This is a genomic window from Pseudomonas sp. 1 (genome assembly GCF_056626735.1).
The window spans coordinates 81,288-101,651 of the sequence record NZ_JBWXMQ010000005.1; the positions used below are offsets into that span (position 1 = coordinate 81,288).

The 20,364-nt window shown below is 63.5% G+C and carries 17 protein-coding genes; 15 read left to right on the forward strand and 2 right to left on the reverse strand.

What is annotated here, in order from left to right:
- Positions 1 to 3: 3 nt before the first annotated feature.
- From AC1MDC_RS09420 to madM, 13 genes are all read left to right on the forward strand, one after another.
- Positions 4 to 543: a chemotaxis protein CheW gene (locus tag AC1MDC_RS09420; RefSeq protein ID WP_085689623.1), complete on the forward strand. Its 540-nt coding sequence runs from the start codon at positions 4 to 6 to the stop codon at positions 541 to 543.
- A gap of 13 nt (positions 544 to 556) precedes the next feature.
- Complete coding sequence (locus tag AC1MDC_RS09425; RefSeq protein WP_085697844.1) at positions 557 to 2,617, forward strand: methyl-accepting chemotaxis protein; 2,061 nt, start codon at positions 557 to 559, stop codon at positions 2,615 to 2,617.
- A gap of 35 nt (positions 2,618 to 2,652) precedes the next feature.
- Positions 2,653 to 8,565 (forward strand): Hpt domain-containing protein, encoded by a 5,913-nt coding sequence (locus AC1MDC_RS09430; RefSeq protein ID WP_480392893.1) that lies wholly within the window; start codon positions 2,653 to 2,655, stop codon positions 8,563 to 8,565.
- A complete protein-coding gene (locus tag AC1MDC_RS09435; protein ID WP_085697842.1) occupies positions 8,558 to 9,028 on the forward strand; it encodes a chemotaxis protein CheW in 471 nt (156 codons plus the stop codon). The genes AC1MDC_RS09430 and AC1MDC_RS09435 overlap by 8 nt, the downstream gene beginning before the upstream one ends.
- 128 nt (positions 9,029 to 9,156) lie before the next feature.
- Positions 9,157 to 10,827, forward strand: coding sequence for a malonate decarboxylase subunit alpha (mdcA, locus tag AC1MDC_RS09440; RefSeq protein WP_480392894.1), 1,671 nt, complete (start codon positions 9,157 to 9,159; stop codon positions 10,825 to 10,827).
- Positions 10,827 to 11,699, forward strand: a complete 873-nt coding sequence (locus AC1MDC_RS09445; RefSeq protein WP_480392895.1) for a triphosphoribosyl-dephospho-CoA synthase — start codon at positions 10,827 to 10,829, stop codon at positions 11,697 to 11,699. Before mdcA ends, AC1MDC_RS09445 begins: the two co-directional genes overlap by 1 nt.
- On the forward strand, positions 11,699 to 11,998 hold the full coding sequence (locus AC1MDC_RS09450; protein ID WP_480392896.1) for a malonate decarboxylase subunit delta: 300 nt from the start codon (positions 11,699 to 11,701) through the stop codon (positions 11,996 to 11,998). The genes AC1MDC_RS09445 and AC1MDC_RS09450 overlap by 1 nt, the downstream gene beginning before the upstream one ends.
- A complete protein-coding gene (locus AC1MDC_RS09455) occupies positions 11,991 to 12,842 on the forward strand; it encodes a biotin-independent malonate decarboxylase subunit beta (RefSeq protein WP_367255024.1) in 852 nt (283 codons plus the stop codon). The genes AC1MDC_RS09450 and AC1MDC_RS09455 overlap by 8 nt, the downstream gene beginning before the upstream one ends.
- Positions 12,839 to 13,624: a biotin-independent malonate decarboxylase subunit gamma gene (mdcE, locus tag AC1MDC_RS09460; protein WP_480392897.1), complete on the forward strand. Its 786-nt coding sequence runs from the start codon at positions 12,839 to 12,841 to the stop codon at positions 13,622 to 13,624. Before AC1MDC_RS09455 ends, mdcE begins: the two co-directional genes overlap by 4 nt.
- Positions 13,618 to 14,238 carry a malonate decarboxylase holo-ACP synthase gene (locus AC1MDC_RS09465; RefSeq protein WP_480392898.1) on the forward strand — a complete coding sequence of 207 codons (621 nt, stop codon included), beginning with the start codon at positions 13,618 to 13,620 and terminating at the stop codon, positions 14,236 to 14,238. The genes mdcE and AC1MDC_RS09465 overlap by 7 nt, the downstream gene beginning before the upstream one ends.
- Positions 14,235 to 15,155, forward strand: coding sequence for a malonate decarboxylase subunit epsilon (gene mdcH / locus AC1MDC_RS09470; RefSeq protein ID WP_480392899.1), 921 nt, complete (start codon positions 14,235 to 14,237; stop codon positions 15,153 to 15,155). Before AC1MDC_RS09465 ends, mdcH begins: the two co-directional genes overlap by 4 nt.
- Positions 15,156 to 15,219: 64 nt before the next feature.
- The gene (gene madL, locus AC1MDC_RS09475) at positions 15,220 to 15,612 is read left to right on the forward strand and encodes a malonate transporter subunit MadL (RefSeq protein ID WP_025109166.1); all 393 of its coding nucleotides are present in this window, start codon (positions 15,220 to 15,222) and stop codon (positions 15,610 to 15,612) included.
- A 5-nt stretch (positions 15,613 to 15,617) separates the two neighbouring features.
- Positions 15,618 to 16,382, forward strand: coding sequence for a malonate transporter subunit MadM (madM, locus tag AC1MDC_RS09480; protein WP_085697912.1), 765 nt, complete (start codon positions 15,618 to 15,620; stop codon positions 16,380 to 16,382).
- Positions 16,383 to 16,422: 40 nt separating this feature from the next.
- On the opposite strand, the gene AC1MDC_RS09485 is transcribed toward madM, so the two are convergent.
- A complete protein-coding gene (locus AC1MDC_RS09485; RefSeq protein WP_085697834.1) occupies positions 16,423 to 17,343 on the reverse strand; it encodes a LysR family transcriptional regulator in 921 nt (306 codons plus the stop codon).
- Positions 17,344 to 17,484: 141 nt separating this feature from the next.
- Here AC1MDC_RS09485 and trhA point away from each other — a divergent pair, with 141 nt between their 5' ends.
- On the forward strand, positions 17,485 to 18,102 hold the full coding sequence (trhA, locus tag AC1MDC_RS09490) for a PAQR family membrane homeostasis protein TrhA (protein WP_480392900.1): 618 nt from the start codon (positions 17,485 to 17,487) through the stop codon (positions 18,100 to 18,102).
- On the opposite strand, the gene AC1MDC_RS09495 is transcribed toward trhA, so the two are convergent.
- On the reverse strand, positions 18,099 to 19,010 hold the full coding sequence (locus AC1MDC_RS09495; RefSeq protein WP_480392901.1) for a LysR family transcriptional regulator: 912 nt from the start codon (positions 19,008 to 19,010) through the stop codon (positions 18,099 to 18,101). The genes trhA and AC1MDC_RS09495 overlap by 4 nt on opposite strands.
- 108 nt (positions 19,011 to 19,118) lie before the next feature.
- Between AC1MDC_RS09495 and AC1MDC_RS09500 the strand changes: the two genes are divergently transcribed.
- Complete coding sequence (locus AC1MDC_RS09500) at positions 19,119 to 20,360, forward strand: D-amino acid dehydrogenase (RefSeq protein WP_480392902.1); 1,242 nt, start codon at positions 19,119 to 19,121, stop codon at positions 20,358 to 20,360.
- The last annotated feature ends 4 nt before the right edge of the window (positions 20,361 to 20,364 follow it).

The window sequence follows — 20,364 nt, forward strand, 5'->3', positions numbered from 1 at the left end:
GTCATGAGCGAGTCGCTGACCGCGTTCGAACTGTTGTGGCAGATCGACCAGCGCTGTCGCCTGCTGGCGGCCGACCTGCCGTCGCAAGCTGCGCGCCAGGATCGCTGGAGCGGCATCGGCTTTCGTCTGGGCGAGCACTGGTACGTCACGCCGATGGGCGAAGTCAGCGAAGTGCTGCCCGAACTGCGCGTCACCCAGCTGCCGGGGGTCAAGCCGTGGGTCAAGGGCGTGGCCAATCTGCGCGGTCGGCTGCTGCCGGTCATGGACCTGTGCGGATTCTTCGGCCATGAGCTGTCACCGATGCGCAAACAGCGGCGGGTATTGGTGGTAGAGCATCAGGACGTGTTTGCCGGGTTGCTGGTCGATGAAGTCTTCGGCCTGCAGCACTTCGAGCAGGACAGTTTCGAGTCGGTCTCGATCAGTAAACGGCAAGGCTCCAAGGGCGAGTTCATCAAGGGCTATTTCCGGCGCGAGCAGAACTGGCGGGTGTTCAGCCTGTTTGCGCTGGCGCAGTCACCGAGTTTCATGCACGTCGCGGTTTAACAGGCGAGGACCGATGATCAAAGCAAAAACAGGCAAGCCCGCAGAAGGCTCGCGCAGCCGCTCGCAGATCATCGTGCTGTTCATCGCACTGATCGTGTTCATCATGCTGCTGTTCGCCAACTTCGCTTACCTCAACACCCAGGCCAACTACGACAAGCAGTACATCGGCCACGCCGGCGAGCTGCGGGTGCTGTCGCAGCGGATCGCCAAGAACGCCACCGAAGCCGCCGCCGGCAAGGCCGCCGCGTTCAAGTTGTTGAGCGATGCGCGCAACGACTTCGCCCAGCGCTGGGGCTATTTGAAGAAAGGCGACCCGGCCACCGGCCTGCCACCCGCGCCGTCCACCGTGCGCCCGGAAATGCGCGCCGTTCAGCTGGATTGGGAACGCCTGCTGAAAAACACCGACGCAATTCTCTCCAGCGAACAGACCGTGCTGTCCCTGCATCAAGTGGCCGCGACCCTGGCCGAAACCGTGCCGCAGTTGCAGATCGAATACGAAAAAGTCGTCGAAATCCTCCTGCAACGCGGTGCCCCGGCGGGACAGGTGGCGATGGCCCAGCGTCAGTCGCTGCTGGCCGAGCGGATTCTCGGCGCGGTGAACACCGTGCTCTCCGGCGATGAAAACTCCCAGCAGGCCGCCGACGCCTTCGGTCGCGATGCCGCACGCTTCGGTCAGGTGCTTAACGGCATGCTGCAAGGCAACTCGACGCTGAAGATCAGCCAGGTCGAAGACCGCGACGCCCGAGCTCGCTTGAGCGATATTTCCGAGCTGTTCCAGTTCGTCTCCGGTTCGGTGGATGAAATCCTCGAGACCTCGCCTGAGCTGTTCAAGGTCCGTGAGTCGGCCACCAATATCTTCAGCCTGTCGCAGACCCTGCTCGACGAAGCCTCGCACCTGGCCACCGGTTTCGAAAACCTCGCCGGCGGACGCAGCACCGACACCATCGGCGGTTATGTGCTGGGCCTGCTGGCGCTGGCTTCGATCATCCTGATCGGCATGGTCATGGTCCGGGAAACCAACCGCCAGTTGCGCGAGACCGCCGAGAAGAACGAACGCAACCAGAACGCGATCATGCGCCTGCTCGACGAGATCGAAGACCTCGCCGACGGCGACCTGACCGTGACCGCCTCGGTGACCGAAGACTTCACCGGGACCATCGCCGACTCGATCAACTATTCCGTCGATCAGTTGCGCGATCTGGTGGCCACCATCAACCTCACCGCCGGCCAGGTCGCCGCGGCGGTGCAGGAGACCCAGGCCACCGCGATGCACCTGGCCCAGGCCTCGGAGCATCAGGCCCAGCAGATTTCCGAAGCCTCGACCGCGATCAGCGACATGGCCCAATCCATCGATCAGGTGTCGGCCAACGCCGCCGAATCGTCGGCGGTGGCCGAGCGATCGGTGGAGATCGCCAACAAGGGCAACGAGGTGGTGCACAACACCATCCACGGCATGGACAACATCCGCGAACAGATCCAGGACACCGCCAAACGCATCAAGCGTCTGGGCGAGTCGTCTCAGGAGATCGGCGACATCGTCAGCCTGATCGACGACATTGCCGACCAGACCAACATCCTCGCCCTCAACGCGGCGATTCAGGCCTCGATGGCCGGTGACGCCGGCCGTGGCTTTGCCGTGGTTGCCGACGAAGTGCAACGGCTGGCCGAACGTTCGTCTGCCGCGACCCGGCAGATTGAAACGCTGGTGCGGGCGATCCAGACCGACACCAACGAAGCCGTGATTTCCATGGAGCAGACCACCACCGAAGTGGTGCGCGGCGCGCGGCTGGCGCAGGATGCCGGTGTGGCCCTGGAAGAAATCGAAGGCGTGTCCAAGACCCTCGCGGCGCTGATCCAGAGCATTTCCAACGCGGCGCAGCAGCAAACGTCTTCGGCCGGGCAGATTTCACTGACGATGAACGTGATTCAGCAGATCACCTCGCAGACCTCGTCCGGTTCCACGGCCACCGCCGAGAGCATCGGCAACCTGGCGAAAATGGCCAGCCAGTTGCGTCGCTCGGTGTCCGGGTTCACCTTGCCGGCGGCGCCTGCGCCCGTCGCGGACAAGGCGTGAGGCCTGCGGGCGAGGCCATGTCGAGCGGAGTGGTTATGGGTGACCGGCACGACTACGTGGCCCTCGAATGGGTCAAGGGTGAAATAGCCGAGACGCTGAGACAGGCGCATCAGGCCATTGAAGCCGTGCTCGACGATCCGCAGTCGGTGCCGGGGCTGGACGAGTGTCTGGCCTGCATCCATCAGGTGCATGGCAGCCTGCAGATGGTCGAGTTCTATGGCGCGGCATTGCTCGCCGAAGAAATGGAACACCTGGTCGAAGCGTTGCAGAACGACCGTGTCAGCCACCGCGACGAAGCGCTGCACTTGCTGTTGCAGGCGCTGGGCCAGTTGCCGACTTACCTCGACCGCGTGCAGGGCGCCCGCCGTGACCTGCCGCTGGTGGTGCTGCCGCTGATCAACGACTTGCGCAGCGCCCGAGGCGAAAGCCTGTTGTCGGAAACCAGCCTGTTCAGCCCGCAGTTGCCCGAACTGGCGCCTTTGAGCGAAGAAACACTGGCGCTGCTGGAACCGCCAGAGCTGGCGAATGTGCTGCGCAAGTTGCGCCAGATGCTGCAAATGGCGCTGGTCGGATTGCTCCGCGAGCAGGACGACCAGACGCATCTCGGTTATCTGGCCAAGGTTTTTACCCGACTTGAAGCACTCAGCGGTCACTCGCCGCTGAGCCCGTTGTGGCAGGTCGCCTCGGCTCTGGTCGAGGGCATGCGCGAAGGGCGAATCGCCAACAGCCCGGCCCTGCGCAGTCTGTTCAAGGACGCCGACAAGGAACTCAAGCGCCTGCTCGAACAGGGCATGCCCGGCCTCAACCAGCCGCCACCGCCTGAACTGCTGAAAAGCCTGCTGTTTTATATCGCCAAAGCCGAACATCCCACCGGGCAGATGCTGACCATGAAAGATCGCTACTCCCTGGACGACGCGCTGCCCGACAGCGCGATGGTCGACGAAGAACGCGCGCGCCTGGCCGGTCCCGACCGCGACGCCATGCGCTCGGTGCTCGCGGCGCTGTGCGAAGAGCTGGTACGGGTCAAGGAACGCCTCGATCTGTTCGTGCGCAGCGACCGCCAGCACGCTTCGGACCTGGACAGCCTGCTGGCACCGCTGCGGCAGATCGCCGATACGCTGGCGGTGCTTGGTTTCGGTCAGCCGCGCAAGGTCATCATCGATCAACTGGCAGTGGTGCTCAGCCTTGCGCAGGGCCAGCGCGAACCGAACGATGCCACGCTGATGGACGTCGCCGGCGCCTTGCTCTACGTCGAGGCGACGCTGGCCGGGATGGTGGGTACGGTGGAGCCGGAGAGCCCGGAAGACTCGCGCCTGCCGACCACCGACCTGACGCAGATCCATCAGATCGTGATCAAGGAAGCGCGCATCTGCCTGCAACAGGCCAAGGACATGATCGTCGACTACATCGACGCCGACTGGGATCGCCAGCAACTGCAAAGCCTGCCGGCGCTGCTGACCCAGGTGCGCGGTGCCCTGGCGATGATTCCGCTGGCGCGTGCGGCAAGCCTGCTCGAAGCCTGCAACGGGTTCATCCGCGAGCATCTGTTGCTCGACCCTCATGAGCCGGGCTGGCAGCAACTCGACAGCCTCGCCGACGCCATCAGCAGCCTCGAGTACTACCTTGAGCGCATGACCGATGACCCGCAGGCACCCAGCGAGCACTTGCTGGATATCGCGCAGAAAAGCCTCGCCAGTCTCGGTTTCTTTCCCGACGAACAGCCCGGCGAGCCGCATGTGCCGGTGCTCGACGATGTGCTCAGCCCCAGCGAAGCCCTGGTAATGCAGGATTTGCAGGAGCTGGATGATCCGCAGATCGTGCAGTCGTTGGCCGAAGTGCTGGCCAGCCCGGTGTCGGCGGTCAACCCGCCGGCGCTGACCACGCCGGGCAGCCTGCTGCCGCCACCGGCTGATGAAGAACCGGTGGACGACGAGCTGCGCGAAGTGTTCCTCGAAGAGACCGGGGAAGTGCTCGAAGTATTGAGCAAATACCTGCCGCGCTGGTCTGCCGAGCCCGATGACCGCGCCGCCCTCAGTGAGCTGCGCCGAGCGTTCCACACCCTCAAGGGCAGCGGCCGGATGGTGCGTGCGCTGGTTATCGGCGAACTGGCCTGGGCGGTGGAAAACCTGCTCAACCGCGTGCTCGAACACAGTGTCGAACCCGGCCCGGCGGTGCACCAGTTGCTTGCCGACACGCTGCTGCTGTTGCCCGATCTGATCGGCGAATTCGCCACCAACGGCCAGCGTCAGCGCCACGATGTCGATCAACTGGCGGCCCGTGCTCATGCGCTGGCCAAGGGCGACACACCGCTGCCGGCTGAAGACGTGGAAGACGTCGCGGCCCTCGATCCGCTGCTGCTGGAGATTTTTCGCAACGAAGCCGAAACCCATCTCGCCAGCCTCAACCGTTTTCTCGATCAGGCCGCCGAGCATGTGCCGTTGCAGGCCAGTGACGAATTGCAACGTGCACTGCACACGCTCAAGGGCAGCGCCTCGATGGCGGGGGTTTCACCGATTGCTGAATTGGCGGCGCCGCTCGACAAGCTCGCCCGGGAATTCAAGGCCCATCAACTGGCGTTGGACCTGGACGAAGTGGAACTGCTGCTCGAAGCCGAGGGCCTGTTCCGCGTCGGTCTGCGTCAGCTCAAACACGATCCGCTGGCGCCGATTGTCGGCGCGCAATCGCTGATCAAACGCACCGAAACCCTGCTCGGCGAGCGCCTGGAATCAATCCTCAGCGCCCCGAGCAGCGCGTTGCGGGTCAAGCGTGATCCGCAACTGATCAACAACTTCCTGGCCCAGGGCATGGACATCCTGCTCGACGCCGAAAACCTTTTGCAGCGCTGGCAGCAGCACCCCGGCGAACGTCAGGAACTCAGCGCGCTGCTGGATGAACTGACGACCCTGGGCGAGGGCGCGCACCTGGCGGATCTGCTGCCGGTGGACGTGCTGTGCGAAGCGTTGCTCGATCTGTACGGCGCCGTCGAAGAAAGCAGCCTGGCGGTCAGCGAGCGGTTTTTCCATGAGGCGCAGCAGGCCCATGAAGCGCTGATCAACATGCTCGACGAACTGGCCGCCGGCCAGGAAATCACTCCGCAACCGCAGCGCATCCGCGCCTTGCACGAACTGCTCGACGAGAGCCTCGACCCGTCGGCCATGGGCCTGATCCGCAGTGATGGCAGCCGTACCCCGAGCATTCGCGAACTGGGCAGCGCCACCGCCGAGCTGCAACAACACAGCACCGACAGCGGGCCGGACGACGAGATCGTCGAGATCTTCCTCGAAGAGGCGGTCGACATTCTCGACAGCGCCGGGCAAGCCTTGCAGCGCTGGCTGAAAGACCCGGAGAACGGCGCACCGCTGTCGTCGCTGCAACGGGATCTGCACACGCTCAAGGGCGGCGCACGGATGGCCGAGGTGGCGGCTGTCGGCGATCTGGCCCATGAGCTGGAAGGCCTTTACGAAGGTCTGGTGGATCGTCGTTACAGCCACAGCGAAGCCCTGGATCGGTTGTTGCGCCAAAGCCACGAGCGTCTGGCGCAGTTCCTCGAACAGTTGCACCTGCACCAGCCGCTGGATCCGGCGCAGGACCTGATCGAGGCGATCCGCCGTTTCCGTCAGGGCTCGACCGCCAATCCTGAAACACCGCCAACCAGCGTCACGCAGGACGGCCCCGGACACGATCCGGAGCTGCTGGAAATCTTCCTCGAAGAAGGTTTCGACATCATCGAAAACTCCGGTGCCGCGTTGCTGCGCTGGCAGGCCGAGCCCGGCAATCGCCAGGAAGTGGAAACCCTGTTGCGCGATCTGCACACCCTCAAGGGCGGCGCGCGGATGGTGGAAATCGGCCCGATCGGCGACCTCGCCCATGAGCTGGAATACCTTTACGAAAGCCTGTCCGCCGGTACCCTGCAGGGCAGTGCCGAACTGTTTGCCCTATTGCAGCGTGGTCATGACCGGTTGGCCCAGATGCTCGATGCGGTGCGCGCCGGCCAGCCATGCCCACCGGCGGATCGGCTGATCAGCGCGATCCAGAATTTCAGCCATCCGGTGGTGCAAACTCCGGCGCCGGTGCCGCCGGTGGCGGTGAAGGTTGAGCCTGCTGCTCCGGCGCCCGAAGCCGGGGCGGACATGGTCAAGGTCTCCGCCGAGCTGCTGGATGAACTGGTCAACCTCGCCGGCGAAACCTCGATTTTCCGTGGGCGCATCGAACAGCAAGTCAGCGATGCGCAGACCGCCCTGCACGAGATGGAAACCACCATCGAACGCATGCGCGACCAGTTGCGCCGGCTCGACACCGAAACCCAGGGGCGGATCCTCAGTCGTCAGCAAGTGGATGCCGAACGCCTCGGCTACGAAGATTTCGACCCGCTGGAAATGGACCGCCATTCGCAGTTGCAGCAGTTGTCCCGGGCGCTGTTCGAGTCCGCTTCCGACTTGCTGGATCTGAAGGAAACCCTCGACCGGCGCGCCCACGACGCCGAGAACCTGTTGCAGCAGCAGGGGCGGATCAACACCGAGTTGCAGGAAGGCCTGATGCGCACGCGCATGGTGCCTTTCGAGCGCATGTTGCCGCGTTTGAAACGCATCGTCCGACAGGTCGCCGAAGAGCTGGGCAAGGACGTCGCGTTTACCGTTGGCAACGCCGAAGGCGAGATGGACCGCAACGTACTCGAACGCATGGCCGCACCGCTGGAGCACATGCTGCGCAATGCCGTCGACCATGGTCTGGAGTCCGCCGAAGTCCGACTGGCGGCGGGCAAACCGGCGCAGGGGCAGATCAGCCTCGACCTGTCCCGCGAGGGCGGCGACATCGTGTTCGACATCCGCGACGATGGCGCCGGCGTGCCGCTGGACGCTGTGCGGCGCAAGGCGATCAAGCGAGGATTGCTGGCACCTGACGCGCAGATCAGTGATCGCGATGTGCTGCAGTTCATTCTTCAGCCAGGTTTTTCCACGGCCGAGAAAATCACCCAGATTTCCGGGCGTGGCGTGGGCATGGACGTGGTGCACGAAGAAGTCCGGCAACTGGGCGGCACCATGAGCATCGACTCGGTGCCGGGGCAGGGCGTGCACTTCCGCATTCGCCTGCCGTTCACCGTGTCGGTCAACCGTGCGCTGATGGTGCAGTGTGGTGAGGATCAGTACGCGATTCCGCTGAACACCATCGACGGTATCGTCCGTGTGCTGCCGAATGAACTGGACGGGCATTTCCGTCTCGACCCGCCGAGTTATCAATACGGCGGTCAGCGTTATGAACTGTGCTATTTGGGCGAGCTGCTGAAAACCGCTCCACGGCCAAAACTATCCGGCCAGAGCCTGCCGGTGCCGGTCTTGCTGGTGCAGTGCAACGACCGGCACATTGCGGTGCAGGTCGACACGATGGCCGGCACCCGCGAGATCGTGGTCAAGAGCCTCGGCCCGCAGTTCGCGTCGGTGCAGGGCGTGTCCGGGGCGACGATTCTCGGCGATGGCCGGGTGGTGCTGATTCTCGACCTGCTGGCGCCGATCCGCGCGATGCAGGCGCGGTTGCCGCAGCGGCCGGCCAGTCACGAAATCGAGAGCGAACCACAAAAGCCGTTGCTGGTGATGGTGGTCGACGATTCGGTCACGGTGCGCAAGGTCACCAGTCGTTTGCTGGAACGCCACGGCATGAACGTGCTGACCGCCAAGGACGGGGTCGATGCGATGCTGCTGCTGGAAGAACACATGCCGGACCTGATGCTGCTCGACATCGAAATGCCGCGCATGGACGGCTTCGAAGTGGCGACCCAGGTGCGCCACGACGAGCGCCTGAAACACCTGCCGATCATCATGATCACCTCGCGCACCGGCCAGAAACACCGCGACCGCGCGATGGCCATCGGCGTCAACGACTACCTCGGCAAGCCGTACCAGGAATCGGTGCTGCTCGAAAGCATCGCGCTGTGGAGCAAAAAACATGCATGAACGCCGGGACAACCAACGCACCAGCCAACTCACCGGGCTGCTGCTGCCGCTGGCGGATCGCAACCTGATCCTGCCCAACGTCGCCGTTGCCGAGCTGATCGACTACCAGTCCAGTGCCTTCGATCTCGACACGCCGCCGTGGTATCTGGGCCGGGTGACCTGGCGCGAGCGGCAGATTCCGCTGCTGAGTTTCGAGTCGGCCTGCGGCAACAAGATCGTCATCGGCGAGCGGGCACGGATCGTCATCCTCAACGCCCTCGGCGGGCGGCCTGAGTTGAAGTTCATCGCGCTGCTGGTGCAGGGGATTCCGCGCTCGTACAAGCTCGACAGCCAGTTGAGTTATGTCGACGTGCCGCTGTGTGCGCTGGAGCAGGCAGCGGTGCAGGTCGGGGAGCAGGTGGCGAAGGTGCCGGATTTGTTGGCATTGGAGAAATTGTTGGTGGATGCCGGACTGGTTCACTGAACCAGGGCTTGCCAGCGATGAGGCCAGTATTCATTACGCTGACCGTAACGGTTTGCCACCGCGCTTGATTGATGCCCCCACCTGACACTCCTAAGGTAGCTCCACGACAGCGAACCCGTGGAGTGAGCATGACAACAACAATATCCCCCGACTCGCGCTGGACGCGGCGGCGTGACGAGAAGCAGCGGCGCCTCGACAAGGTGCGCGGGCTGGCCGACGGTGCGGTGTTGCCCACCGACAGGATCGTCGCGGCGCTTGAGGCACTGATCCTGCCCGGCGACCGTGTGGTGCTGGAGGGCAACAACCAGAAGCAGGCAGATTTCCTCTCGCGCTCTCTGGCCAGGGCCGATCCTGAAAAGCTCCACGACCTGCACATGATCATGCCCAGCGTCGGTCGCTCCGAGCATCTGGACCTGTTCGAACGCGGCATCGCTCGCAAACTCGATTTCTCCTTCGCCGGCACCCAGAGCCTGCGCATCAGCCAGTTGCTTGAAGACGGTCTGCTGGAAGTCGGCGCGATCCACACCTACATCGAACTCTACGCCCGGCTGGTGGTGGACCTGATTCCCAACGTCGTGCTCTCGGCCGGGTTCATGGCCGACCGTGCCGGCAACATCTACACCGGCCCGAGCACCGAAGACACCCCGGCGCTGATTGAACCGGCAGCCTTCAGCGACGGCATCGTCATCGTCCAGGTCAACCAACTGGTGGACGACGTCAGCGAACTGCCTCGCGTGGATATTCCCGCATCGTGGGTGGATTTCGTGGTGGTGGCGGACAAGCCGTTCTACATCGAACCGCTGTTCACCCGCGACCCTCGCCACATCAAGCCTGTGCACGTGTTGATGGCGATGATGGCGATCCGCGGCATCTACGAAAAACACAACGTGCAGTCGCTGAACCACGGCATCGGTTTCAACACCGCGGCCATCGAACTGATCCTGCCGACCTACGGCGAATCCCTCGGCCTCAAGGGCAAGATCTGCCGTAACTGGACGCTTAACCCGCATCCGACGCTGATCCCGGCGATTGAAAGCGGCTGGGTCGAAAGCGTGCATTGCTTCGGCACCGAACTGGGCATGGAAAACTACATTGCCGCTCGCCCGGACGTGTTCTTCACCGGGCGCGACGGCTCGCTGCGTTCCAACCGGATGTTCTGCCAACTGGCCGGGCAATACGCGGTGGACCTTTTCATCGGCGCGACCCTGCAAGTCGATGGCGATGGCCATTCCTCTACCGTGACCCGTGGCCGCCTCGCCGGTTTCGGCGGCGCACCGAACATGGGCCACGATCCGCGCGGTCGCCGTCATGGCACCCCGGCCTGGCTCGACATGCGCCATGACGATTCGCAGCAGCCGATGCTCGAACGCGGCAAGAAGCTTGTGGTGCAGATGGTCGAGACCTTCCAGGAGGGCGGCAAACCGACCTTCGTCGAGACCCTCGACGCGGTGGACGTGGCGAAGAAAAGCGGCATGCCGCTGGCGCCGATCATGATCTACGGCGACGACGTCACCCACCTGCTCACCGAAGAAGGCATCGCCTACCTGTACAAGGCGCGCTCGCTGGAAGAGCGTCAGGCGATGATCGCTGCCGTTGCCGGCGTCACTGCCATCGGCTTGCGCCACAACCCGAAAGACACTGAACGCATGCGCCGCGAAGGCCTGATCGCCTTGCCCGAAGACCTTGGCATCCGTCGCACCGACGCCACCCGCGAATTGCTCGCGGCGAAAAGCGTGGCCGATCTGGTCGAGTGGTCCGGCGGCCTCTACAACCCGCCCGCCAAGTTCAGGAGCTGGTAATGCACGCACTCAACCTGAAAGCGAAACCTGTTTCTCTGGCTGACCGATTAGCGGACCTGGCAGTGGACGCGCTGATCGACGAAGCCGACCTGTCGCCGAAACCGGCGCTGGTCGACCGACGCGGAAATGGTGCGCACACTGACCTGCACCTGGGATTGATGCATGCCTCGGCGTTGGCGCTGTGGCCGGCGTTCAAGGAAATGGCTGAAGCCGCGCTTGAATTCGCCGAGATCGGCTTGCCGCTGCGCGAAGCCATCGGCCGCATCGGACGGGAAGGCGAGCAGGCGATGCTCACCACCACCCACGGCGTGAACACCCATCGCGGGGCGATCTGGGCGCTGGGCCTGCTGGTCACGGCTGCTGCGCTGGACACCAAGTCCACCAGCGCTGGCGCCGTTACCCTGCGCGCTGCGCGTCTGGCATTGCTCGATGACCGTTATGCGCAGCGCCCACTGAGCCATGGCGCGCAAGTCGCCCAACGCTACGGCGCTCGCGGTGCCCGGGAAGAAGCGCAACTCGGCTTCCCGTCGGTGGTGCAGCGCGGTTTGCCGCAGCTCAAACGCAGCCGCGCCGCCGGCCATGGCGAACAGAACGCCCGGCTCGATGGCTTGCTGGCGATCATGACCAGGCTCGCCGATACCTGCGTGCTGTACCGCGCCGGCGAACAGGGCCTGCACGCCATGCAGCACGGCGCCCAGGCAGTGCTCGACGCCGGTGGCAGTGCCAGCCTCACCGGTCGCCGCCGCTTGCATGAACTGGATCAACAACTCATCGCATTGAATGCCTCGCCCGGTGGCGCCGCCGACTTGCTCGCCGCCACGTTGTTGCTCGACCGGATCGAGTGCAACGGCATCTTTCAGGGAGCGTTTTGATGGAAACCTTATCCTTTGAATTCCCCGCCGGGCAGCCGCCATGCGGTCGGGCGCTGGTCGGTTGTGTCGGCTCGGGCGATCTGGAAGTGCTGATCGAACCGGGCCTGGCCGGCAAGCTGACTATCAATGTGCAGACCTCGGTCAACGGTGCGCAGCAGCGCTGGCAACATCTGTTTGCGCGGATGTTCGACGGCACCACACCGCCGGCGATGGCCATCGATATCCACGATTTCGGCGCGACCCCGGGCGTGGTGCGCCTGCGTCTGGAACAAGGCTTCGAGGAGATCGGCCATGACTGATACCTCAGCGCTTCTGCACAAACATTCGTTCGTCGAACTTGGTGCTCGGCAGCGGGCAAAAGCCTTGCTCGACGCCGGCACCTTTCGCGAACTGCTCGATCCGTTTCAACGCGTCATGTCGCCATGGCTCGAACGTCAGGGCGTGGTGCCGCAGGCCGATGATGGAGTGGTGATCGCCAAGGGCAGCCTCGACGGTTTGCCGGTGGTGATCGCGGCGATTGAAGGCGCGTTTCAGGGCGGCAGTCTTGGTGAAGTCGGTGGCGCCAAAATAGCCGGCACACTGGAACTGGCGGCTGAAGACAACCGCAAAGGCATCCCGACCCGCGCCATCCTGCTGCTGGAAACCGGCGGCGTGCGCTTGCAGGAAGCCAACCTCGGACTGGCGGCGATTGCCGACATCCACGCGGCGATTGTCGATCTACAGCAGTACCAACCGGTGGTCGGCGTGGTGGCCGGCAGCGTCGGTTGTTTTGGCGGGATGTCGATTGCCGCCGCCCTGTGCAGCTATTTGCTGGTGACCCAGGAAGCACGCCTCGGCCTGAACGGCCCACAGGTGATCGAGCAGGAAGCCGGGATCGAGGAATACGACTCCCGCGACCGGCCCTTCATCTGGAGCCTGACCGGTGGCGAGCAACGGTTTGCCAGTGGTCTGGTGGACCGTTATGTCGCCGATGACGTGGTGCAGATTCGTCAACAGGTCGGCGAGTTGCTGCAACTGGGCTTGCCGAAACAACCGCGCAGCCAGCGTGCCGAGTGGTTCCTGCAACGCCTGACGAGCCTGGACACTGACAAGCAAATCGAGCCTTCGGTGGTTCGCGATCTGTATCAAGGAGAGCGCTCATGAGCGGTTATTCCGTGCGCGGTTTGAACTGGTTCAACGCCTTGAGCGCTGGCGCGAATGCCGTTGAAGGTTTGCCGCCATCGCTGAAGGTCGCCGACGGGGCACTCGGGCGTTTTATCGCCGTGGTCGCCGATCCGCAAAACCGTTTCCCTCGGGCTCGCAACGGTGAAGTCGGATTGCTCGAAGGCTGGGGCCTGGCCAAGGCTGTGGATGATGCGATCACCGCCGACCGTGACAAAACGCAAAAGCGTCCCTTGATCGCCATCGTCGATGTGCCGAGCCAGGCCTATGGTCGCCGCGAAGAAGCCCTCGGCATTCATCAGGCGCTGGCCGGTGCGGCAGACGCTTACGCCCGCGCCCGTTTGGCCGGGCATCCGGTGATTGCGTTGCTGGTGGGCAAGGCCATGTCCGGGGCATTTCTGGCCCACGGTTATCAGGCCAACCGCTTGATCGCCCTGCGTGATCCGGGGGTGATGGTGCATGCGATGGGCAAGGCGTCGGCGGCGCGGGTGACCCTGCGCAGCGTCGAAGAGCTGGAAGCCCTGGCGTCCAGCGTGCCGCCGATGGCTTATGACATCGACAGCTACGCCAGCCTCGGATTGCTCTGGGAAACCCTGTCGGTGCAGCAGATCGATCAGCCGACAGCGGAGGATCTGGCGCGGGTCGGCGAATGCCTGAAGCAGGCGATCGGCGATATTGGCGCGACGGATTTGAGCAATCGTCTCGGTGCGAAAAATCGCGAAGCCTCCAGCCGCGTGCGTGAACTGTTGAGGGCGCAGTGGTGAACACGCCTCTGGCCCACGACCTGCTGTGGGGCATGACGCCGGCGCAACTGCCGGCGGAAGCGCCGCAGTGGGCGATTGACTCGCTGGCTGCCGGGCAACCGGTGGTGGTGCGGCGGGCGTTGAGTGAGGAGGGATTCGTGGCGGTGGGCGTGCGCGGTCGCTTGCGTGAGCAGCGGTTGGCGGCGTTCATGGCGCTCGATTCGATTGCTTGCCGGGTCAGCCCGGAAGCGCTTTGTCAGGTCGACAGCCAGCGTGATCTGCCGGTCATGCAGGCACTTCGGCAACTGCGGTCGATGCTCGATGATTGCGGCTGGGTCTGGGGTGTCAGTGGCAGTGTCGGGTTTGAACTGGCGAGCGGTTTTGCAGCCATGCACGATGCCAGCGATCTCGATCTGATCCTGCGTACACCGCAACTCATCACCCGTCACCAGGCACGTGAACTGGTGGCGGTTTTCGATCAGGCGATCTGCCGGGTCGACATGCAGTTGCAGACGCCATTCGGTGCTGTCGCCCTGCGCGAGTGGGCCGGAAAAACTTCGCGGGTGCTGCTGAAAAACGCCCATGAAGCCTGTCTGGTGAGCGATCCGTGGAACCCGCAGGAGCTGGCAGCGTGACCAGCCTGTTGGTGTTTCCCGGTCAGGGCGCGCAGCAGCCCGGCATGCTCCAGCGTTTGCCTCGGGAAACGCTGATTGAGGCCAGCGATAGCCTCGGTGAAGACGTCTTGCGGCTGGATTCCGGCGAAGCATTACGCAGCACCCGGGCGGTTCAGCTCTGCCTGCTGATCGCCGGCGTCGCCGCCTCGCGGCAATTGTTGCAGGCCGGACTTACCGCCGATTACGTCGCCGGCCTGTCCATCGGTGCGTACCCGGCAGCGGTGGTCGCGGGAGCGTTGAGCTTCAGCGATGCGTTGCATCTGGTCAGCCTGCGCGGCGAGTTGATGCAGCAGGCTTTTCCACAGGGCTTCGGGATGACCGCGATCATCGGTCTGCAACTCTCCACAGTCGAAGATTTGCTGGCTCAGGTGCACAGCGCAGATACACCGGTGTACCTGGCCAACATCAACGCTGATAACCAGGTGGTGATTGCCGGCAGCGACAAGGCGATGCAGGCAGTGGCCGAGCTGGCGCGCAGCCGTGGCGCCGGGCTGGCAAAACGTCTGGCGGTCAGCGTGCCGTCCCACTGCCCGTTGCTGGATGAGCCGGCACAAACCCTCGCCGAGGCGTTCACCCAGGTAGAGCTGAAAACACCAAAAATCGCTTACCTGAGCGGCAGTCGCGCAAGGCCTGTGACCAAGGTAGAAGCGCTGCGCGACGACCTCGCCTTCAACATGTGCCGCGTGGTGGACTGGCGCGGCACCGTGCAAAGCGCCTACGAGCGCGGCGTGCGACTACAGATCGAACTGCCGCCCGGTGCGGTGCTGACCGGGCTGGCGCGCCGGGTGTTCGAACAGGGGACCGTCACTGCCTTCGACAGTGCCCGGCTCGACACCTTGCAGGCGCTGTTGCGAGAGGAGGAGGGCCGACGACCCTAAATCACCGACTCAGGCTTCGAACAACAAAAACAACATTCGACGATGCACTTTGAGGACTACAACAATGATTATTTACGGTGTGGCGTTTCTCGCCTTTTGTACGCTGGTGGGTATCTGGGTCGGTGAACTGCTCGGCAAGTTGATCGGCGTGCCGGCCAATGTCGGCGGTGTCGGTATTGCGATGCTGCTGTTGATCGGGTTGGGCAGTTACTTGAACAAAAGTGGCTGGCTCAAGGGCAAGACCGAACAGGGCGTCGAGTTCTGGAGTGCGATCTACATTCCGATCGTGGTCGCCATGGCCGCGCAACAGAATGTTTACGGCGCGCTGAAGGGCGGGCCGATGGCGATCCTTGCGGGAACGCTCGCCGTGGTCATTGCCTTTGCCTTGGTGCCGGTGCTGGTGCGCCTGGGTAACAAGGAACCGGCGCCGATCACACCTGCCAAGACTGCGGGGTGAGCGCCATGTACGAATCAATGATGAAAGTCATCACCGGCTACGGGCTGATCAGCGGTTTCCTGATTGTCGGCCTGACCATGTGGGTGTCCTACTGGATGTCCAACACCTTCACCAAGGGCCGTCTGCACGGCTCGGCCATCGCCATTTTGCTCGGCTTGGTGCTGTCGTATATCGGCGGAGCCCTGACTGGCGGTCAGAAAGGGGTCGTGGATATTCCGTTGTTGTCGGGTATCGGTTTACTTGGCGGCGCCATGCTGCGGGACTTCGCGATTGTTGCCACGGCGTTTGGCGTCAGTGTCGATGAGCTGAAGCGGGCCGGGTTTGTTGGTGTGCTGGCGTTGTTTGTCGGCGTGGGCACGTCATTTGTTGCCGGGGTCGGGGTGGCGATGGCATTCGGTTATACCGATGCGGTGAGTCTGACGACCATTGGCGCAGGGGCGGTGACCTACATCGTCGGACCGGTAACCGGCGCGGCCATTGGCGCGAGTTCCGAGGTCATGGCGCTGTCTATCGCCGCAGGGTTGATCAAGGCGATTCTGGTGATGGTAATGACGCCGTTCGTGGCGCCGATGATCGGTCTGAACAACCCACGCAGTGCGGTGATTTTTGGCGGTTTGATGGGGACATCCAGTGGTGTGGCCGGAGGGTTGGCGGCCACCGATCCGAAACTGGTGCCTTATGGTTGCCTGACGGCGGCGTTCTATACCGCACTTGGATGCTTGCTCGGGCCTTCGCTGTTGTTTCTGCTGATGCGTGGTTTGATGGGCTAGGACGATGATGGGTGATCGTTCCCACTCTGCGTGGGAACGATCATTGGGAGACCTGGCGATTGGCATACATCCGACACTCCGCCAGCAACGCCAGCAAATTCGGATCCCGCTCCTTGGCCTTCAAAAACACCACGCCGATGTGCTGCTGCAACCGGTACTTCTCCTGCAACGGAATCAGCTTCACCCGGTTCTCGTACACCGCCGCAATCCTCCCCGGCAGCAACGCATAACCGACCCCGGAGCTGACCATGCTCAGCAGGGTGAAGATGTCGTTGACCTGCATCGCCACCTTCGGTTCGAACCCCGCTTGCCTGAACACCCGGACGCCGTCCTGATGGGTGGCGAAGCCTTGGGTGAGGGTGATGAAGGTTTCGTCGCGCACCTGCGCCAAGTCCACTTCGCTGCGCTGAGCAAAACGGGAATCGGCCGGGGTGGCGAGGAAGATATCGTCGGAAAACAGCGGAATCTGTTCGCAGTCCGGGTCGTTGACGGTGTCGTCCAGCGACACCAGGATCGCGTCGACTTCCATGTTTTTCAGTTTGTAGAGCAGGTCGATGTTCGAGCCGAGGATCAGGTCGATGTTGAGTTCGCTGCGGCGGATCTTCAAACCCATGATCAGCTGCGGCACGGTCTTCACCGTCAGTGAATACAGCGAACCGAGCTTGAAGCGCTCGGCCGAGAACCCGGCGGCTTCGCGGGTCAGGCGCACGCTTTCGACCACGTCCTGAATCAGCTTCTGCGCCCGCTCTTCGAGTACGAAGGCGCTTTCCAGCGGCGTCAGGTTGCGCCCTTCGTGCTTGAACAACGGGCAGCGCAGGGCGCTTTCCAGCGAATGGATTGCGCGGTGCACGCTGACGTTGCTGGTCTGCAACTCGGCGGCGGCGCGGGCGAGGTTGCCGGTGCGCATGAAGGCGAGGAACACCTCGAGTTTCTTCAGGGTCAATTCTTCGTCGATCAGCATGGCGCGGACTCTTCTTGGTATCGGTCGATTGTGCCCAAATATCAGGACAGGCGCAGGCCCGCGTTGAACGGAAACATTGCGCTTTTACGCTCAAGGCCCGAGCCTTGCGCGCTGCGGTAATGAAATCGAGGTGTGCGACACATGTATCACGGAGAAAAACTGAACGCCTGGACGCATCTGGTCGGGGCGGTAGCGGCGTTTGTCGGGGGCGTCTGGATGCTGGTGATCGCCAGCCTCGACGGCAGCCCGTGGAAGATCGTCAGCGTGGCGATTTACGCCTTCACCTTGCTGGTGCTCTACAGCGCATCCACCGTGTACCACAGCGTGCGCGGGCGCAAGAAAGCGATCATGAAGAAGGTCGATCACTTTTCGATCTACCTGCTGATCGCCGGGAGTTACACGCCATTCTGCCTGGTGACCCTGCGCGGGCCGTGGGGCTGGACGTTGTTCGGGATTGTCTGGAGCCTGGCGCTGATCGGCATCCTGCAAGAGATCAAACCGCGCTCCGAGGCGCGGATCCTGTCGATCGTGATTTACGCGGTGATGGGCTGGATCGTGCTGGTGGCGGTCAAGCCGCTGATTGCGGCGCTGGGGGCTGCGGGGTTTGCCTGGCTGGCGTCGGGGGGCGTGCTGTATACCGTGGGGATCATCTTTTTCGCCCTCGACCATCGGTTACGGCATGCCCACGGGATCTGGCATCTGTTCGTGATCGCCGGGAGCTTGCTGCACTTTGTGGCGATTCTGTTTTATGTCCTTTAAGGGCGCATCAGTCGGTCGAGTTGTTCCCGGGCGCGCTGACTGAAGATCTGCAGCAAATCATTCAGGGTATGCGGCAAAGGTTCAGTGGCGCGGGTCACGGCGTACAGCGTGATCGGTAGCGGCGGGGCGAGAGGGCGGATAGAGGTGGTGGCCGATGAGGCACCCAGCGCGGTGAACGGATCGATCACCGCCACCCCGGCGCCGGACTCCACCATCGCTCGCGCCAGTGAGTAAGTCTGCACGGCAATCCGCACTCGAGGCGGTGGTTCGACGGCTTCCAGATAACTGTCGAGCCGGGCGGCCAGCGGGTCGGCGCTGGACAGCCCGATCAGCGGCGCATCGACCAGGGCCATCAGCGACAACGGCTGACCCGCGTCTTCCTCGGGCCAGTAACCTTTCGGTGCCAGCGCCACCAACACGCCCACTGCCAATGCCTGCGCCTTCAGCCCTGGATGATCCGGCAACTGCAACGTCAGGGCCACGTCCACTTCGCGCATCAGCAGGTTCTGCATCAGCTCGCGGCTGTGGGCGCTGGACAGTTCGCAGGCAATGTCCGGGAACTGCGCCGTCCATTGCCGGATCGCCGGCGGCAGCAATGACAGCGCCAGCGCAGGCGTCGCGCCGATCCGCAGGCTGTGGCCGGGCTCGCGGCGCAGGCTCTGGGCCAGACGCCGCACGCTTTGCAGGCTTTCGGTGACCTTGTCGACTTCGCGCTCCAGCTCCAGCGCTTCCGGGGTCGCCTGCAACTTGCCGCGCACCCGCAGGAACAATGGAAAACCCAACTGCTGTTCGGCGTGCTGCAACACCTTGGTCACCGCCGGTTGCGAGACGTGCAGCAATTGCGCAGCGGCGCTGACCGAGCCGGTCTGGCGGATGGCCTGGAAAATCTCGATATGACGAAGGCGCATGGCGAGTCCATAACCTTGGTTTATAGGTCTGGCATCTTTATTCATTGTTCGACGCCTGTCACCTCGCCCTAACCTCGGTCTCGTCTTCAAGAGCGATTAAGGACGGACATGGCTCAGCGTGTGTGCATCATCGGCGGCGGCGTGATCGGGTTGGCAACGGCCTATGCGCTGGTGCGCGACGGCTTCGAAGTGACAGTGGTCGAGGCGCGGCAGTCGCTGGGCAGCGAAACCAGCTTCGCCAACGGCGGCCAGTTGTCCTATCGCTATGTTGCGCCGCTGGCCGATGCCGGTGTGCCGCTGCAGGCGATCGGCTGGATCCTGCGCGGCGATTCACCGCTGAAGCTGCGCCCGCGCCTGGACCCGACGCAGTGGCGCTGGATGGCGTCGTTTCTCGCCGCCTGCCGCACCTCGGTCAATCGTGAAAACGCCGCGCATCTGTTGCGTCTGGCGCTGTTCAGCCAGAGCACGCTGAAACGCTGGCGCGAGGACGACGGGCTGGCCGGTTTCAACTGGCGGCGCAACGGCAAACTGGTGACCTTCCGCAACGCCGCCAGCTTCGATCATGCGCGCAAGGGCCTGGCCGATCCGCAGCAACAGCAGGTGTTGTCCGCCACCGAATGTACGCAACTGGAACCGGCATTGGCCAAGGCGCCGTTTGTGGGCGCGATCTACACGCCGGATGAAGAAGTCGGCGACTGCCACGGTTTCTGCCAACAGTTGGCGGCGCGATTGAACGCGTCGGGCCGCTGCGAGTTTCGCCTCGGTCAGGCAGTCACCGGCATCCGTCACAGCCACGGCGCCGTCACGGCCATCGAACTTGGCGAAGAAACCCTCCCGGTCGAACAACTGGTAATCGCCGCCGGCCATCGCAGCCCGTTGCTGGCGCTGCCCGGCCTGCGCCTGCCGCTGTATCCGCTGAAGGGCTACAGCCTGACCGTACCGATTGGCATTGAACACCGGGCACCGGACGTCAGCATCACCGACTACGACCGCAAGATCGTCTACGCCCGCATCGGCGAACAGTTACGCGTGGCGGCGATGGTCGACATCGTCGGTTTCGACCCGGCGGTGGACCCCGAGCGACTGGCGCTGATCAAACGCCAGGCCCGCGACACCTTTCCCGACGCCGGCCACTATGACGCCGCCATTGAGTGGGCCGGCATGCGTCCGGCAACGCCCACCGGCGTTCCGCTGCTGGGCGCCACGGCGTATCGCAATCTGTGGCTCAACCTCGGCCACGGTGCGCTCGGTTTCACCCTGGCCTGCGGCAGCGGGCAGTTGCTCAGCGAACTGATCGGCCAGCAACGCACATCCATTGATCTGCACGGGTTCAATCCCCGTGCGGCGTGACGTT